This window comes from Streptomyces griseus subsp. griseus (assembly GCF_000720255.1).
Classification (GTDB): domain Bacteria; phylum Actinomycetota; class Actinomycetes; order Streptomycetales; family Streptomycetaceae; genus Streptomyces; species Streptomyces griseus_I.
In genome coordinates, this window is record NZ_JOJE01000011.1 from 105937 (window position 1) to 120176 (window position 14240).

The window sequence follows — 14240 nt, forward strand, 5'->3', positions numbered from 1 at the left end:
AAAGGGAGCTCGGCTTCGATTCACCACCCCTGGGTCATCACACGGCGCGATCCGCATTCCTATGATGGGCCCACGACACCGCGGGCCGCTGCGACCAGGCAGTCCAATGCGGTGCAGATGCGGCGCGATGGTGGAGGGGTCTGATGACTCAGGGGGCCGGTCAGGGACCCGAGGTGGAGCGCACGGCGACGGTGCGCGACTTCCGGGTGCCCGCATACGTCCACGAGACCGGTCCGTACGACCACAGCACGCACCCGGGCGACGCGGTACGCCCGGTCGAGGAGCCTGTGGAGCACCCGGACGGGTACACCCCGACGCAGCGCGATCTGCCCGTCATCAACCGGGGTGACACACTCCAGGTGACGGTTGACCCGGCGGTCCTCGCCGCGGCCCCGCAGTCCGCCACCGGCCAGGGCCCCTTGTACGTCGTCGGTGACGTGCACGGCTACCTCGACGAGCTCGTGGCTGCCCTTCAGGAGAAGGGCCTGATCGATGCGGCGGGCCAGTGGAGCGCCGGCACCGCCCGGCTGTGGTTCCTCGGCGACTTCACCGACCGCGGCCCGGACGGCATCGGCGTCATCGACCTCGTGATGCGGCTGTCCGCCGAGGCCGCCGCGGCCGGCGGCTACTGCAAGGCCCTCATGGGCAACCACGAGCTGCTGCTGCTCGGCGCCAAGCGGTTCGGCGACACGCCCGTCAACTCCGGCGCGGGCACCGCCACCTTCCAGGCGGCCTGGCTGCTCAACGGCGGCCAGAAGTCCGACATGGACCGCCTCCAGGACCACCACCTGCAGTGGATGGCCCGGCTCGACGCGGTCGAAGAGGTCGACGGGCATCTGCTCGTCCACTCCGACACGACCGCCTACCTCGATTACGGCGACTCCATCGAGGCGGTCAACGACACCATCCGCGAGACGCTCACGCGCAACGACGCGGACGAGGTGTGGGACCTGTTCCGCAAGTTCACCAAGCGGTTCTCCTTCCGCGACGAGGGCGGTGCCGACGCCGTGCGCTCCCTGCTCGACATGTACGGCGGCACCCGCATCGTTCACGGCCACAGCCCCATCCCCTACCTGCTCGGCGAGGTCGGCTCGGAGGAGGGCGAGGACTCCTCCGGTCCCGTGGTCGAGGGACCGCACGTCTACGCCGACGGGCTGGCCATCGCGATGGACGGCGGGGTGACCATGGCCGGAAAGCTGCTGGTCCAGCAACTTCCCCTGGATATCTGAACCTTCCCGGGGCAGGCGTCCCCCGACGTCGGAAGGGCGGGTGACGGCGCAGGCCAGGGGCCAATTTCGGCAAACCCCCTGTCAACGTGTGCCGTCACCGCTCTACCATCGCCTTATCCGTAGCAGGCTCCCCTCCGTTTCTGCCCGACGGCTCGTTGGCATGCGAGCCCCAAGCCCTACGGAGCATCGGGGGATGCACATGAACAGCGTTCCGCAGCACCTGCACAGTGAGGACCGCCAGGAGTACGAGCGGATCCTCGACGAGGCGCTGCGCTCCGCACCACAACGCCCGGAACTGACCGCTGTCGGACAGCGGCTCAACCCCGAACAACTGCGCACCATGGCGCTCAACGCCACCGCACTCATCACGGCGGCCGCGGCGACCGAGTACCAGCACTACGTCAAGGTCCGCGAGGAACTGCGCCATCCGGAACCGTCCACCCCGTCGTCGGCCCGCGAAGCCGGCTCGGCGGAGTCGGAGCCGGGCGCGATGGGGCTCGCCGCCACCGTGGGCGAGGTCGCCGAGGCCTCCGGCGCGGGCGCCATCGCCGTCGTCGCGGTCCTGGCTCCCGTCCTCGCGGGAACCGCCGCGGCGATCTTCCTGCTCGTGGGCTACATCCTGAAGATGCTCGACCCCGAACCGGCGTTCGCCCAAACCCTGATCACCGCCGGCTGGGTGTTCGGCGCCATGACCGCGGCGGCGATCCTCGTCGCCACTGTCGGGCTGCTGCTCACCGCCCTGCGCAACCAGCCCTCACCGACGATCGATGCGTACGGCGAGCTGAGCGAGGAGGTGACGCGGGCCAGGGACGCCTGGCGCGAGGCCCTCCTGGAGCGCGGCATACTGCCGTTCCTGCGGGAGGCCCTCGCCGACCCCGGCAGCATGTCCGCGCTGCACCGCACGGCCCCGCCGACGCCGACCGGCCGCATCCCGCACCTCGGATACGGTCGACCCGGCTTCACCAGCCCCGCCGACGACGGCGTCCGCGGCCCGCGCCCGAGCTTCTCGAGTCCGGACTACACCAGCCCGGACTTCGGGGGCCCGGAACACCCTCCGGAGTAACCCTCGGCTTGCGCCCCCGCCCAGGGGAGCGCAAGCCGCACACCCGACAAACCGTCGGCTTCCGGCCATTCCTGAACGCACCGGGTCCGTCGAGGAGTTCCGTCAGTCGGCCAACGGGAGGTACACGCGGTTGCCCGCGGCCGCGAACTCCTTCGACTTCTGGGCCATCCCCTCCTCGACCTCCTTGCGGCTGCCACCGTGTTCACGGCGGATGTCCTGGGAGATCTTCATCGAGCAGAACTTCGGTCCGCACATCGAGCAGAAATGAGCCGTCTTGGCGGGTTCGGCCGGCAGCGTCTCGTCGTGGAACTCGCGCGCCGTGTCCGGATCGAGAGCCAGGTTGAACTGGTCCTCCCACCGGAACTCGAAGCGGGCGTCGGACAGCGCGTCGTCCCACTCCTGCGCACCCGGGTGCCCCTTGGCCAGGTCCGCCGCGTGGGCGGCGATCTTGTAGGTGATGACGCCGGTCTTGACGTCGTCACGGTTGGGCAGGCCCAAGTGCTCCTTGGGCGTGACGTAGCAGAGCATGGCCGTGCCCCACCAGGCGATCATCGCGGCACCGATGCCGGAGGTGATGTGGTCGTACGCCGGCGCGACGTCCGTGGTCAGCGGGCCGAGCGTATAGAACGGAGCTTCATCGCAGATCTCCTGCTGAAGGTCGATGTTCTCCTTGATCTTGTGCATCGGGACATGTCCCGGGCCCTCGATCATGGTCTGTACGTGGAAACGCTTGGCGATCGTGTTGAGTTCCCCGAGCGTGCGCAACTCCGCGAACTGCGCCTCGTCGTTGGCGTCGGCGATCGAGCCCGGCCGCAGACCGTCGCCCAGCGAGTACGTGACGTCGTAGGCGGCGAGGATCTCGCAGAGTTCCTCGAAGTTCTCGTACAGGAACGACTCCTTGTGGTGCGCGAGGCACCAGGCCGCCATGATCGAGCCGCCACGGGAGACGATGCCGGTCTTGCGGTTGGCGGTGAGCGGGACGTACGGCAGGCGGACACCCGCGTGGACCGTCATGTAGTCCACGCCCTGCTCGGCCTGTTCGATGACCGTGTCCTTGTAGATCTCCCAGGTCAGCTCCTCGGCCCTGCCGTCGACCTTCTCGAGTGCCTGGTAGAGCGGGACCGTGCCGATGGGGACGGGGGAGTTGCGCAGCACCCACTCCCGAGTGGTGTGGATGTTGCGGCCGGTGGACAGGTCCATGACCGTGTCGGCGCCCCAGCGGGTCGCCCAGGTCATCTTCTCGACCTCCTCCTCGATGGAGGAGGTCACCGCGGAATTACCGATGTTCGCGTTGACCTTCACCAGGAACCGCTTGCCGATGATCATCGGCTCGATCTCCGGGTGGTTCACGTTGGCCGGCAGCACCGCGCGGCCCGCCGCGATCTCCTCTCGCACCACCTCTGGCGAGACGTTCTCCCGGATGGCCACGTACTCCATCTCGGGTGTGACCTCCCCCCGGCGCGCGTACGCGAGCTGCGTGACCGCCTTGCCGTCACGGCTGCGGCGCGGCTGCCGGGGCCGTCCGGGGAAGACCGCGTCGAGGTTGCGCAGCCCGCCACGCGGCGAGGTGTGCTTGATCCCGTCGTCCTCGGGACGGACGGGACGCCCCGCGTACTCCTCGGTGTCACCGCGGGCGGTGATCCAGTTCTCCCGCAGCGGGGGCAGGCCCCTGCGGACGTCGGTTTCGGCCAGTGGATCGGTGTACGGGCCGGAGGTGTCGTAGAGCGTCACCGTCTGCCCGTTGGTGAGGTGCACCTGGCGGACCGGCACCCGCAGGTCGGGGCGTGAGCCCTCGACGTACGCCTTGTGCCAGCCGATGGACTTCCCGGCCTCCCCGTCGGCAGAATTCTCCGTGGAGGCAGGCGTGCGCGCGTCCTTGTTGGTCATGAGACCTACTCCCTACGCCGGCATTACCCGGTAACAGGTTCGGCGGTCGACGCAGCGGCTTCCATCGGGCGGCGTTTCATGGGGAACATCACGTGTTCCACGTGAAACATCGCAAAGACGGAGGTCAGCGTCCTCTCAGCCCGGTGCTCCGAGCTCCCGCGTGTGCAAAGGTGCCTCCACGCTAGCGTCCTTTGTGGCGCGGTGAACAGTGGGCCTCGGCCGTTCTTGCGATGATCGGGCGGTGACCACGAGACAGCAGTACCCGTTCCCGCCGCAGGAGCCGCCTCGCCGACCTGGCGACGGAAGCGGCAACGGCCGTGGGGGCGAGGCTGGTTACGGCGGCGGGCCAGGCCGGGGCAGTGGCTGGGACTACGACTTCGCCAACGGGAACGAGCACGGGGCCCACGGGAACACCGGCGGCGGCCCCGGGCATGGCCCCGGCGACGGCCGCGGCCCGGGTGACCACGGGGACGGCCACGGGCAAGGGCACGGGCACGGCGACGGACCCGGGCAGGGGCAGGGGCAGGGGCAGGGGCACGGGCACGGGCACGGGCACGGTGGCAACGGTCACGGTCACTCGCACAGTCACAGCCACGGTCCGGCCACCCCCGTCTCCAAGCACCTGCGCAAGGTCATCGCGGCGATCCTCATCCCCTTCGCCGCGGCGGTGGTGGTCGGGCTCGCCGTGCTGTGGCCCGGAGGCGCCCCGGCGCACGAGCGCACCGGGGTCGGCTTCGACCGGCAGACCCAGGAGGCCACGGTCGCCAAGGTCGAGAGCGTGAGCTGCAAGTCGGTGAACGCCTCGGGGGGCAGCCCGACCGGCGACACCTCCACCGCCGAGGGCTCCTCCGCCCAGCAGCAGGCGGACGGCACCTGCAAGAAGGCGACGATCCGGGTCGTCACGGGCGACGACAAGGGCCGTACGTTCACGGAGATCATCCAGCCCGACCAGTCACGGCAGTTGAGCGAGGGCGAGAAGGTCGTCGTCGCCTACGAGCCCTCGGCTCCGAAGGACCTGCAGTACTCGGTCACGGACGTCAACCGCCGCCTCCCCATGACGGTGCTCGCGGGTATCTTCGCCCTCGCCGTCGTGGTCGTAGGTCGGCTGCGTGGTGTGATGGCGCTGGTCGCGCTGGCCATCAGCTTCCTGGTGCTGAACTTCTTCATCCTGCCCGCGATCCTCCAGGGCTCGAACCCGCTGGTCGTGGCAGTGGTCGGGTCGAGCGCCATCATGCTGGCCGCCCTGTACCTGTGCCATGGCCTGTCCGCCCGGACCTCCGTGGCGGTGCTCGGCACGCTGATCTCGCTGCTGCTGATCGGCGTCCTCGGTTCGGTGTTCATCGACTGGGCCGCGCTCACCGGGAACACCGACGACAACACCGGTCTGATCCACGGCCTGTACCCCGAGATCGACATGAGCGGTCTGCTGCTGGCGGGCGTGATCATCGGCTCGCTCGGTGTCCTTGACGACGTGACGGTCACCCAGACGTCGGCGGTCTGGGAGCTACACGAAGCCAACCCGACGATGGGCTGGCGAGGGCTGTACCGCGCCGGTATCCGCATCGGCCGCGACCACATCGCCTCGGTCGTCAACACGCTCGTCCTCGCCTATGCGGGCGCCGCGCTGCCGCTGCTGCTGCTCTTCTCGATCGCGCAGAGCAGCGTCGGTACGGTCGCCAACAGTGAGCTGGTCGCGGAGGAGATCGTGCGCACGCTGGTGGGATCGATCGGTCTGGTCGCGTCGGTTCCGGTCACCACGGCGCTGGCGGCCCTGGTCGTCTCGGCGGACCGGGCGGGCGAGGCGGTACCGATGGTGCCGGCCACCGCGGACACCGGGCCGATTCCGGTGCGTGGCGCGAGGGGGCGGCGGCGCAAGCGCTGAGGTGCCGGGGCGCTGCCCCGCGCCACCCCTGAAAGAAGAAGCGTTCCTGCTGACCCCCCGCCCACAGCTGAAGCGTTCCGCCTCCGCCATGGCCGCAAGCCCCCTCAGCCGGCGCTCTGCTCCTCCGCCAGGATGCGGTCCAGGGCCTCGTCGAGGTGCGCGTCGAAGTCGCCGAGCGCACCTTCCTGGCCCAGTGGTACCAGCTTGTCGGTGCGGTCGAGGAAGGCCACGAGCGGCGCCGTGGACGAGCGGAACAACGCGTGATCGCATCCGACCTGAAGGCGGATCAGTACCTCGCCCAGTGAGTCCTGTTCGACGGGCGAAACCCGCACGTCACCCTCGCCGCACGGCCGACCCACCCCGTCAATCAGCAGCTCGCGCCCGAACGCCCAGGTCACCGGTGCATCGCCGGGCAAGTGGAAGGTCAGCCGTACGGCATAGGGATCACAGGCCTCGTACCGCAGTTCCACCGGGATACGGAATGAGAGCTCCTCGGAGACGAGAAAGCTCATCATGACCTCTGCCTGTACGGACTCGCGCATCGCCTGTCCTGTCATCTGCCGTCAACTGGCCGGGAATGAACCCCTGACACTTGGTGGCATCTTGCTGAACGTACACAGGAGATCACAAGGAGTGAGTTTTCAGATAGTGATAGAGAGTGCGAGCGACCCCAGGAGCTGTCCCATCTCGTCCTGGAGACGGTGCACCACGGGAAGCAACCGGTCGGCCTGATGGGAGGGGAGAGAGACAGCCACCGTCGCCGCCGTGGTGCCCAACGTGATCGGGACGGCCGCGCACACCGTCCCCAGCGCGTACTCCTGTCGTTCGACCACGGGTTCCATCCGCCGGATGCGCTCCAACCGCCGGATCAGGGCATGGCCGTCACGCACCGTGTACGGCGTCAGGGACTGCACCGGGTAGCGGGTGAGGTGGTCGCGGCGGGCGTTCTCGTCGAGTTGGGAGAGCAGACACTGCCCGACGGCGTGCGCGTGACCGGTCTCGCGGAAGTCGGCCCACTCCTCCACCGCCGGGTTGGCCGGGGTGTCCGAGACGCACATGACCTCGATCTCGCCCTCGCGGTAGACGGCGTAGTACACAGGCACACCGAGGGAATCGCGCCAGCGCGCGAGGGCGTCGGTGACCGTGCTGCGACGTTTCTGCGCCGCCCCGCTGCTGCTCAGCCGCTCGGCCGCCTCACCGAGGAAGAACAGCCCCTTCTCACGGCGCAGATAGCCCTCGTGAACGAGGGTGCGCAGGAGGTGGTAGGCCGTAGGGAGCGCGAGGCCGGTCTCGCGCGCCAGTTGTTTGGCGGGGGCTCCGTGCTGGTGCTCCGCCACGGACTCGAGGAGCCGCATCGCCCGCTGGACGGATCCGATCAGAGTGGCCTGGGAGTGCGTCGGCTCGGCGGGCGCTGTCGAGGCGCGGCGCTGCACCGGGGGTGCGGAGGAGCGCGGTTGCCCATCCGGTACGTGCAGTTGCGAGGGTGCGGTGTCTACCGTGGCCAAGGGTCACTCCCGAAGCGCGAGGGGGCAGCCCGTACGAAGAGCACGGGTGGGGGTACGCCGCTCGCGGGGTGATCCCCGCGTCGAGTTCCGGACTCTAACCGTCCGCCACCGCATACGGACGGGCTGCCGGGAAACTTCCCTCGCCCGAGGGAACCGGTGATTCCCGTTACCGGCCCCCGGTGCCCGTACGCCTCACCAGTCGCCGCGCGACGACGAGCTCGACGTGAACTTGCGTACGACGTAGATCAGTCCGCCGACCAGCGCGACGAAGACCAGCACCTTGAACAGCAGGCCGATCACAAAGCCGACGACGCTGGCTATCAGCCCGCCGAACACGACCAGGGCGATGACCGGCACCGCGATCCACTTCACCCACCACGGCAGTCCCGCGAAGATCTCTCGCATCGCCCTCGTCCTCATCTCTGTGGTGCCCGGCACGTTCGTGCCGGATGTTCCGATGTCCTGCCAACGATGCTAGGTCCGCGAGGGGCGCCGACGGGGGCCCGGCACCCCTTGTCCTCCCCTGACCGATCCCCTAGGGAACCCCGAGGCGCCGGGTCAGGCCTCAGGCGGAGAGAACACCACCATGACCCGCAGGTCCTCGCTGATGTGGTGGAACTTGTGGGCGACGCCGGCCGGTACGTACACCACGCTGCCGCGTGCCACCTGCGTGGTCTCCAGGCCCACGGTGATCGCGGCCCGGCCGCTCACCACGAAGTACACCTCGTCCTGGTTGTGCGGGGCCTGCGGATCGTGCGCGCCGGCGTCCAGCGCGTACAGCCCCACGGACATGTTGCGTTCCCGCAGGAACTGAAGGTAGGCGCCCTCGTTGGCGGCTCTCTCCGCCTCCAGTTCATCCAACCGGAATGCTTTCATCACACTCGCCCACACTCGTAGCCGATCTCTTCTGCCACGATCAGACACATGAAGAATTTCGTAGTCAAGACGATCGCCAACGCGGGTGCCCTGGCGGTCTCCGTGTGGTTGCTCGACAAGATCACTCTGACCGGTGACAGCACGGGCAAGAAGATCGGCACCCTGATAGTCGTCGCCCTGCTCTTCGGCGTGGTGAACTTCGTCGTCAAGCCGATCGTGAAGGTACTGACCTTCCCGCTGTTCATCCTCACGCTCGGGCTGATCACCCTGGTGGTCAACGCGCTGATGCTGCTGCTCACGTCATGGCTGGCCGACAAGCTGGACCTGAGCTTCCACGTCGAGGGTTTCTGGACCGCGGTCCTGGGCGGTCTGATCATCTCCATCGTCTCCTGGGCGCTGCACGTCGTCCTGCCCGACGAGGACTGACCACACGATGACCTACCGCGTCTGCTTCGTCTGCACCGGCAACATCTGCCGCTCCCCGATGGCCGAGTCGGTCTTCCGCGCGCGCGTGGCGGAGGCCGGCCTCGAAGGGCTCATCGAGGTCGACAGCGCCGGAACGGGCGGTTGGCACGAGGGGGACGGAGCCGACCCGCGCACCGTCGCGGTCCTGGAGGACAACGGTTACGGCAGTGAGCACACCGCCCGGCAGTTCCAGGCGGCCTGGTTCTCCCGCCTCGACCTGGTGATCGCCCTCGACGGCGGTCATCTCAAGGCGCTGCGCCGTCTCGCCCCGACCGAGGAGGACGCGCTCAAGGTGCGGCTGCTGCGCTCGTACGACCCCGCCGCGGGCAACGACCTCGATGTTCCCGACCCCTACTACGGAGGCATGGACGGCTTCGAGGGGTGCCTTGAGATGGTGGAAGCGGCGAGCGCCGGGCTGCTCGCCGCGGTGTACGAGCAGGTGGAAGGACGGGCGGCATGAACGATTCAGCTGCGGACGATCGGAGCGGCTCCGTCGACAGCGGCTCGCCGGGCGCCGGGGAGGGCACACGCGCCGTGCGCGCCGGGCTGCCCGAGGCGGTCAAGCACGAGCCGACCCTGCCCGGGCCGGTGTTCGCCGCCCACTACCACCTGCCGGGCGAGCCCACCGGGCCGTACGCGTACGGCCGTGACGAGAATCCGACCTGGACCCATCTGGAGCGGGCCATCGGCGAGCTGGAGGCGCCGGGGCGGGACGACGTCGAGACGCTCGTGTTCGCCTCCGGCATGGCCGCCGTCTCCTCGGTGCTCTTCTCCCAGCTGTGCGCCGGGGACGCGGTCGTCCTGCCCGGCGACGGCTACCAGGCGCTGCCCCTGGTCCGCTCCCAGCTGGAGGCGTACGGCATCGAGGTGCGCACCGCGCCGACTGGCGACGACGCCCAGCTCGGTGTCCTCGACGGCGCCAGGCTGCTGTGGATCGAGTCGCCCTCCAACCCCGGACTCGACGTGTGCGACATCCGGCGGCTGGTCGGGGCGGCACACGCGCGTGGCGCCCTCGTGGCCGTCGACAACACCCTGGCCACACCGCTCGGACAACGCCCGCTGGAACTGGGCGCCGACTTCTCGGTGGCCAGCGGCACCAAGCAGCTCACCGGGCACGGCGATGTCCTCCTGGGCTACGTCACCGGCCGCGCCCCCGAGACCATGGCCGCCGTACGCCGCTGGCGCAAGATCGTCGGGGCGATTCCGGGGCCCATGGAGGCGTGGCTGGCTCACCGGTCGATCGCCACGCTCCAGCTGCGGGTCGACCGGCAGAACTCCACCGCCCTCGCCCTCGCCGAGGTACTGCGCGAGCAGCCCGAGGTGACCGGGCTGCGTTACCCGGGCCTGCACGACGACCCCGCGCACAAGGTCGCCTCGCAGCAGATGCGGCGCTACGGGTGCGTCGTCTCCTTCACCCTCCCCACACGCGCGCGTGCCGAGCGTTTTCTCGAGGCGCTGCGACTCGTGGACGACGCGACGAGCTTCGGCGGGGTGCGCTCCACGGCCGAACGGCGCCGCCGTTGGGGCGGGGACGCGGTGCCGGAGGGCTTCATCCGGTTCTCGGTCGGGGCCGAGGATCCCGAGGATCTCGTGGCGGATGTGCTGCGTGCGCTGGAGGAGTCGGCGGGATGACCGGATTACGGACGCCCCGAGGGCGTCCCGCTACGTACGACGGACGGTCCGAGCCTCCCCCCTCTTGGCTCGGACCGTCCTCGGTTCTGCGCGCGAAGAACCGCGCGAACCAGGCTAGTTGACTCTGTGTCAGAGTCCAATCACAGTAGCGACAGAGACCTATCGACTTATTTATAGTTGTGCCCGGCCGGGGCCGGAGAAGTGCTGTAGCCGGGGGCCGGAGAAGGGCTGTACGAGGGGAGGCGCGTATGGACCTCGCCTTGCTGCGCACCTTCGTCACGGTGCACCGGGCCGGCTCCTTCACCCGCGCCGCCGCTCTGCTGGGCCTTTCCCAGCCGGCCGTCACTTCGCAGATCCGCACCCTGGAGCGGCAGCTGGGCCGCCCCCTGTTCCTCAGGCGGGCCCGCGGAGTGACACCGACGACCATCGGCGACGAGCTCGCCCACAAGGCCGCGCCCCATCTGGACGCCCTGGTGGAGATCGCCGAGACGGGCCTCGACGACGAGTCCTCCTTACGCACCCTCCATCTGGCCGGGCCCCCCGAGTTCACCGCCGAGCGGGCCCTGCCCGTGCTCACGAGACTCACCGGCGAGGACGGACAGGGCTTCGCCCTGCGCGCGTCCTTCGGGACCGCCGAGGAGGCTCTGGAGGGGCTGGCCGCGGGCCACCACGACCTGGCCATCAGCGCCGTCCGACCGCGCGGCCCCCTGCTCACGGCGACCCCTCTGTGCGACGAGGAACATGTGCTCGTGGCCGCCCCGCAGTGGGCCGAACGGATCCGGTCCGGAAAGCCGCACCGCAAGAGCGTGCCCACGCTGGAGCACCTTCCGGTCGTCGAGGTCCACGAGTCCCTGCCGTTCGTCTCCCGCTACTGGGCGTCCGTCTTCGACGCCCGTCCGGCTGCCTCGGGCACCGTCGTCGCACCCGACCTGCGGGCGGTGCTCGCCTGCGCGATCGCGGGCGCCGGCCTCGCGGTGCTGCCCCGCTATCTGTGCGCGGACGCTCTCGAGCGCGGTGATGTGGTCGCCCTGCACGATCCGGCGGTGCCGCCACTGCGGACGTACTTTCTCGTGGTGCGCACCGGAACGCTGGCGATGCCGCACATCGCGCGGGCGTACGAGTGGCTGCTGCGGGCTGCGGGCGACTGGTGCTGAACTCCTGCCCCGCCGGGGGACACCGTCGACACCGTCCTCGACCGGCGTGAGTACCGCGCCCGCGCCCGTGGGTGCGCCCCTCGACCCGGTGGTCACGCGGTGAGCTCTTGTGGTGACGTTTCGCGATGTTTCACGTGGAACCAGCCGGGCCACATTTCTCCCATGACCGTCCGACCCGTGGTCAAGCGCACCGCGCGTGCCGTCCTCCTGGACGGCGACGACCTGATCCTGATCAAGCGCACCAAGCCTGGTGTGGATCCCTACTGGCTCACGCCCGGCGGTGGGGTCGAGCCGGGGGACACAACCGTCGTACACGCCCTGCACCGTGAGGTGTACGAGGAGCTCGGCGCGAAGATCACCGATGTCGTGCCCTGCTTCGTCGACACCGTCGAGCACATCGGCGAGGACGGCGGGGCGACCGGTGTGAAGGTGCAGCACTTCTTCGTCTGCCGTCTGGAGTCCATGGACCCGGCTCTACGGCACGGCCCGGAGGTGGACGAGCCGATCGGCGAGTACGAGATCGTCAGGGTGCCGTTCACCCGGGTGGGGATCGCCTCCGTCCACCTCGTGCCTCTGTCGCTGCGGCACTACCTGGACGGCAACATCGAGGGCGTACGTGCCATGCACGCCCCCGACCTGGGCTGACATGCCGAGCGGTGGCGATCGCATACCCCGCTCAGTCACCGGTGACGATGAGTTCCTCCACCGAGTCGTGCCGGATCCGCTCCGGCGGTATCCCGCTGTCCCGCAGCGCGTCCACACCGCTGCGGATCATGCCGGGTGGTCCCGCGACATAGGCGTCGTACTCGCTCCAGGGGCCGTGGTCCCGTATGGCGTCGGGGAGCTGGAGCAAGCCGTGCCGGTCGACCACCGGGCGGACCTCCAGCCAGGGGTGGGACTGCTTGAGCCTGAGCATCGTGTCGATGTCGTACAGGTCGTGGTCGGTGCGGGCGCCGTAGAAGACCTCGACACGTCGCCGCTCGCCGTGCTCGGCGACGTCCTCGACGAGGGCCTTGATGGGGGCTATCCCGGTGCCGCCCCCCAGACAGAGAAGGCCGTTGTCGGTGGTGTGGTCCACGGTCATCACACCGGCCGGGGGGCCGAGGCGGATGACGTCACCGGGCCGGGCCCGATGGACGAGGGCGTTGGAGACCCAACCGGCGGGGATCGCCTTCACATGGAACGTGAGCAGTCCGTCGGAGCGGGGCGCGGAGGCGAAGGAGTAGTGCCGCCAGACCCGTGGCCACCAGGGGGTCTCCAGGCTTGTGTACTGGCCGGCGAGGAAGGGGTAGGGCTGGTCGGGGCGGACCGTGACGACGGCTACGTCGGGCGTTCTGAGGTCGTGCGCGACGACCTCCGCGTGCCACCAGGCCGGCGCGCGCAGTTCGTCGGCGGCCGCCGCGTCGATCATCACCTGCGAGATCGTCGTGTACGTCCGGACCCAAGCCGCCTCGGCCTCCGCGTTCCACACGGACCCCGCGTACTTGCTCAGGGCGCCGATGAGGCATTCACCGACGGCCGGGTAGTGCTCTGGGCGGGTGCCGTACTTGCGGTGGCCCCGGCCGAGACTCTGCAGGTACTCGACGAGGACGGGGGTGTTGTCGATGTGTTCGGCGGCGGTGAGCAGCGCCTTGAGCAGTCGGTCCCGCTGGGTGTCCATCGCGGCCGGGAAGAGCGGGCGCAGGTCGGGGTGGCGCACGAAGAGCAGCGCGTAGAAGTACGAGGTGACCTTGTCGGCCACGGGGGTGACCTCGGCCATGGTGCGGCGGATGAGGACGGCGTCCGGGGAGGCCTGCCGATGAGCGGGGGCGGGCCGTTGGACGGGCACCCGGTGATCGGCGGGCGATGCCTCCTGGGCGGTCGGCGCGAGGGTCGCGGTCCGCGACGGCGCTGATGTCCGCTCCGGTTCCGTCGCTCCCGTGTCGGCGACGGGCGCTGCTACGCCGGTGCTCGGGGCGAGGGGCGCCAGATCGTCACTGCTGACGAGTGATTCTGCAGTGTCGCCGGTGGCGGCTGTTCCGTGAGCGTCGCTCGGGCCCTCGCCGCTTTCAGGTCCGGAGCCGGGTTCCGGCTGCTTGCGCGGCGTGAACCAGCCGCCCCCGCCGCCGGACGTGCCGTTGTCGGCCGACCTGGTGGTCGGAGCGTCCATGGTGTGCCTCGCCTCGAACATCTTTCGGTCGGTCTGCGCACTTCCGGTGATCGGAAGTGCCTGCTTTCCCCCGCAGGCGGCTTGCTTACCCCATTCGGCGTCGCGGCCAATGCGGCCACATTCAACCTGTATTCCCGCTCCGTACGGACAAGTAAGGCGAGAGTGTGACAAGGGCCGCAGTGCTCACCGCAGCATCCCACCACGTCGGGGACGCTCCGGCCGTAAAACCGAAAACGCGGGTCTTCGATCACTCCGTCCCGTTAGGCTGCATTGCCTTGCTCGGCCTTGCTCAGAGTGGGCGCACCGCACTCCGGACACGAACCGGACTCGACCATACCGGCCACCGCTCCGTACACAAGTCCCCCCTGCCCTCACCACGATGTGGTCGAGGGGCGAAC

General features: G+C 69.4%; 14 protein-coding genes. 8 read left to right on the forward strand and 6 right to left on the reverse strand.

The features are described from left to right. The first annotated feature begins 143 nt into the window (after positions 1–143). Both IG99_RS16905 and IG99_RS16910 read left to right on the forward strand, forming a co-directional pair. Complete coding sequence (locus tag IG99_RS16905) at positions 144–1229, forward strand: metallophosphoesterase (protein ID WP_037674810.1); 1086 nt, start codon at positions 144–146, stop codon at positions 1227–1229. Positions 1230–1422: 193 nt separating this feature from the next. Beyond that, a complete protein-coding gene (locus IG99_RS16910; protein ID WP_037674812.1) occupies positions 1423–2292 on the forward strand; it encodes a membrane protein in 870 nt (289 codons plus the stop codon). A gap of 102 nt (positions 2293–2394) precedes the next feature. Here IG99_RS16910 and thiC read toward each other — a convergent pair whose 3' ends face one another. Then, a complete protein-coding gene (gene thiC / locus IG99_RS16915; protein WP_037674813.1) occupies positions 2395–4179 on the reverse strand; it encodes a phosphomethylpyrimidine synthase ThiC in 1785 nt (594 codons plus the stop codon). Positions 4180–4420: 241 nt separating this feature from the next. On the opposite strand from thiC, the gene IG99_RS16920 reads away from it, so the two are divergent. Continuing rightward, a complete protein-coding gene (locus IG99_RS16920; RefSeq protein WP_037674815.1) occupies positions 4421–6061 on the forward strand; it encodes a YibE/F family protein in 1641 nt (546 codons plus the stop codon). Positions 6062–6165: 104 nt separating this feature from the next. On the opposite strand, the gene IG99_RS16925 is transcribed toward IG99_RS16920, so the two are convergent. The 4 genes from IG99_RS16925 to IG99_RS16940 all read right to left on the reverse strand — a co-directional run bounded on the left by IG99_RS16925 (position 6166) and on the right by IG99_RS16940 (position 8442). Then, on the reverse strand, positions 6166–6603 hold the full coding sequence (locus tag IG99_RS16925) for an SsgA family sporulation/cell division regulator (protein ID WP_037674817.1): 438 nt from the start codon (positions 6601–6603) through the stop codon (positions 6166–6168). A gap of 99 nt (positions 6604–6702) precedes the next feature. After that, positions 6703–7440, reverse strand: coding sequence for an IclR family transcriptional regulator (locus IG99_RS16930; protein ID WP_324606135.1), 738 nt, complete (start codon positions 7438–7440; stop codon positions 6703–6705). A gap of 318 nt (positions 7441–7758) precedes the next feature. Next, a complete protein-coding gene (locus tag IG99_RS16935; RefSeq protein WP_007492480.1) occupies positions 7759–7971 on the reverse strand; it encodes a DUF5326 family protein in 213 nt (70 codons plus the stop codon). A gap of 153 nt (positions 7972–8124) precedes the next feature. Further along, positions 8125–8442 (reverse strand): cupin domain-containing protein, encoded by a 318-nt coding sequence (locus IG99_RS16940; protein ID WP_037674819.1) that lies wholly within the window; start codon positions 8440–8442, stop codon positions 8125–8127. A gap of 48 nt (positions 8443–8490) precedes the next feature. Between IG99_RS16940 and IG99_RS16945 the strand changes: the two genes are divergently transcribed. From IG99_RS16945 to IG99_RS16965, 5 genes are all read left to right on the forward strand, one after another. Further along, the gene (locus IG99_RS16945) at positions 8491–8868 is read left to right on the forward strand and encodes a phage holin family protein (RefSeq protein WP_037674820.1); all 378 of its coding nucleotides are present in this window, start codon (positions 8491–8493) and stop codon (positions 8866–8868) included. A gap of 7 nt (positions 8869–8875) precedes the next feature. Then, a complete protein-coding gene (locus IG99_RS16950) occupies positions 8876–9367 on the forward strand; it encodes a low molecular weight protein-tyrosine-phosphatase (RefSeq protein ID WP_037674821.1) in 492 nt (163 codons plus the stop codon). Continuing rightward, positions 9364–10539: a cystathionine gamma-lyase gene (locus tag IG99_RS16955; protein WP_037674822.1), complete on the forward strand. Its 1176-nt coding sequence runs from the start codon at positions 9364–9366 to the stop codon at positions 10537–10539. Before IG99_RS16950 ends, IG99_RS16955 begins: the two co-directional genes overlap by 4 nt. Positions 10540–10787: 248 nt before the next feature. Further along, positions 10788–11693, forward strand: a complete 906-nt coding sequence (locus tag IG99_RS16960) for a LysR family transcriptional regulator (protein ID WP_037674824.1) — start codon at positions 10788–10790, stop codon at positions 11691–11693. 162 nt (positions 11694–11855) lie between these two features. Further along, positions 11856–12338, forward strand: coding sequence for an NUDIX domain-containing protein (locus IG99_RS16965; RefSeq protein WP_037674826.1), 483 nt, complete (start codon positions 11856–11858; stop codon positions 12336–12338). A 31-nt stretch (positions 12339–12369) separates the two neighbouring features. Here the strand turns inward: IG99_RS16965 and IG99_RS16970 are convergent, their stop codons facing one another. Then, positions 12370–13863 carry a globin domain-containing protein gene (locus IG99_RS16970; RefSeq protein WP_078947754.1) on the reverse strand — a complete coding sequence of 498 codons (1494 nt, stop codon included), beginning with the start codon at positions 13861–13863 and terminating at the stop codon, positions 12370–12372. Positions 13864–14240: the final 377 nt, after the last annotated feature.

Coding starts and splice junctions, on each gene's coding strand:
- IG99_RS16905 (WP_037674810.1), top strand. CDS start 144: ATGACTCAGGGGGCCGGTCAGGGACCCGAGGTGGAGCGCACGGCGACG.
- IG99_RS16910 (WP_037674812.1), top strand. CDS start 1,423: ATGCACATGAACAGCGTTCCGCAGCACCTGCACAGTGAGGACCGCCAG.
- thiC (WP_037674813.1), bottom strand. CDS start 4,179: ATGACCAACAAGGACGCGCGCACGCCTGCCTCCACGGAGAATTCTGCC.
- IG99_RS16925 (WP_037674817.1), bottom strand. CDS start 6,603: ATGCGCGAGTCCGTACAGGCAGAGGTCATGATGAGCTTTCTCGTCTCC.
- IG99_RS16935 (WP_007492480.1), bottom strand. CDS start 7,971: ATGCGAGAGATCTTCGCGGGACTGCCGTGGTGGGTGAAGTGGATCGCG.
- IG99_RS16940 (WP_037674819.1), bottom strand. CDS start 8,442: ATGAAAGCATTCCGGTTGGATGAACTGGAGGCGGAGAGAGCCGCCAAC.
- IG99_RS16945 (WP_037674820.1), top strand. CDS start 8,491: ATGAAGAATTTCGTAGTCAAGACGATCGCCAACGCGGGTGCCCTGGCG.
- IG99_RS16950 (WP_037674821.1), top strand. CDS start 8,876: ATGACCTACCGCGTCTGCTTCGTCTGCACCGGCAACATCTGCCGCTCC.
- IG99_RS16955 (WP_037674822.1), top strand. CDS start 9,364: ATGAACGATTCAGCTGCGGACGATCGGAGCGGCTCCGTCGACAGCGGC.
- IG99_RS16960 (WP_037674824.1), top strand. CDS start 10,788: ATGGACCTCGCCTTGCTGCGCACCTTCGTCACGGTGCACCGGGCCGGC.
- IG99_RS16965 (WP_037674826.1), top strand. CDS start 11,856: ATGACCGTCCGACCCGTGGTCAAGCGCACCGCGCGTGCCGTCCTCCTG.
- IG99_RS16970 (WP_078947754.1), bottom strand. CDS start 13,863: ATGTTCGAGGCGAGGCACACCATGGACGCTCCGACCACCAGGTCGGCC.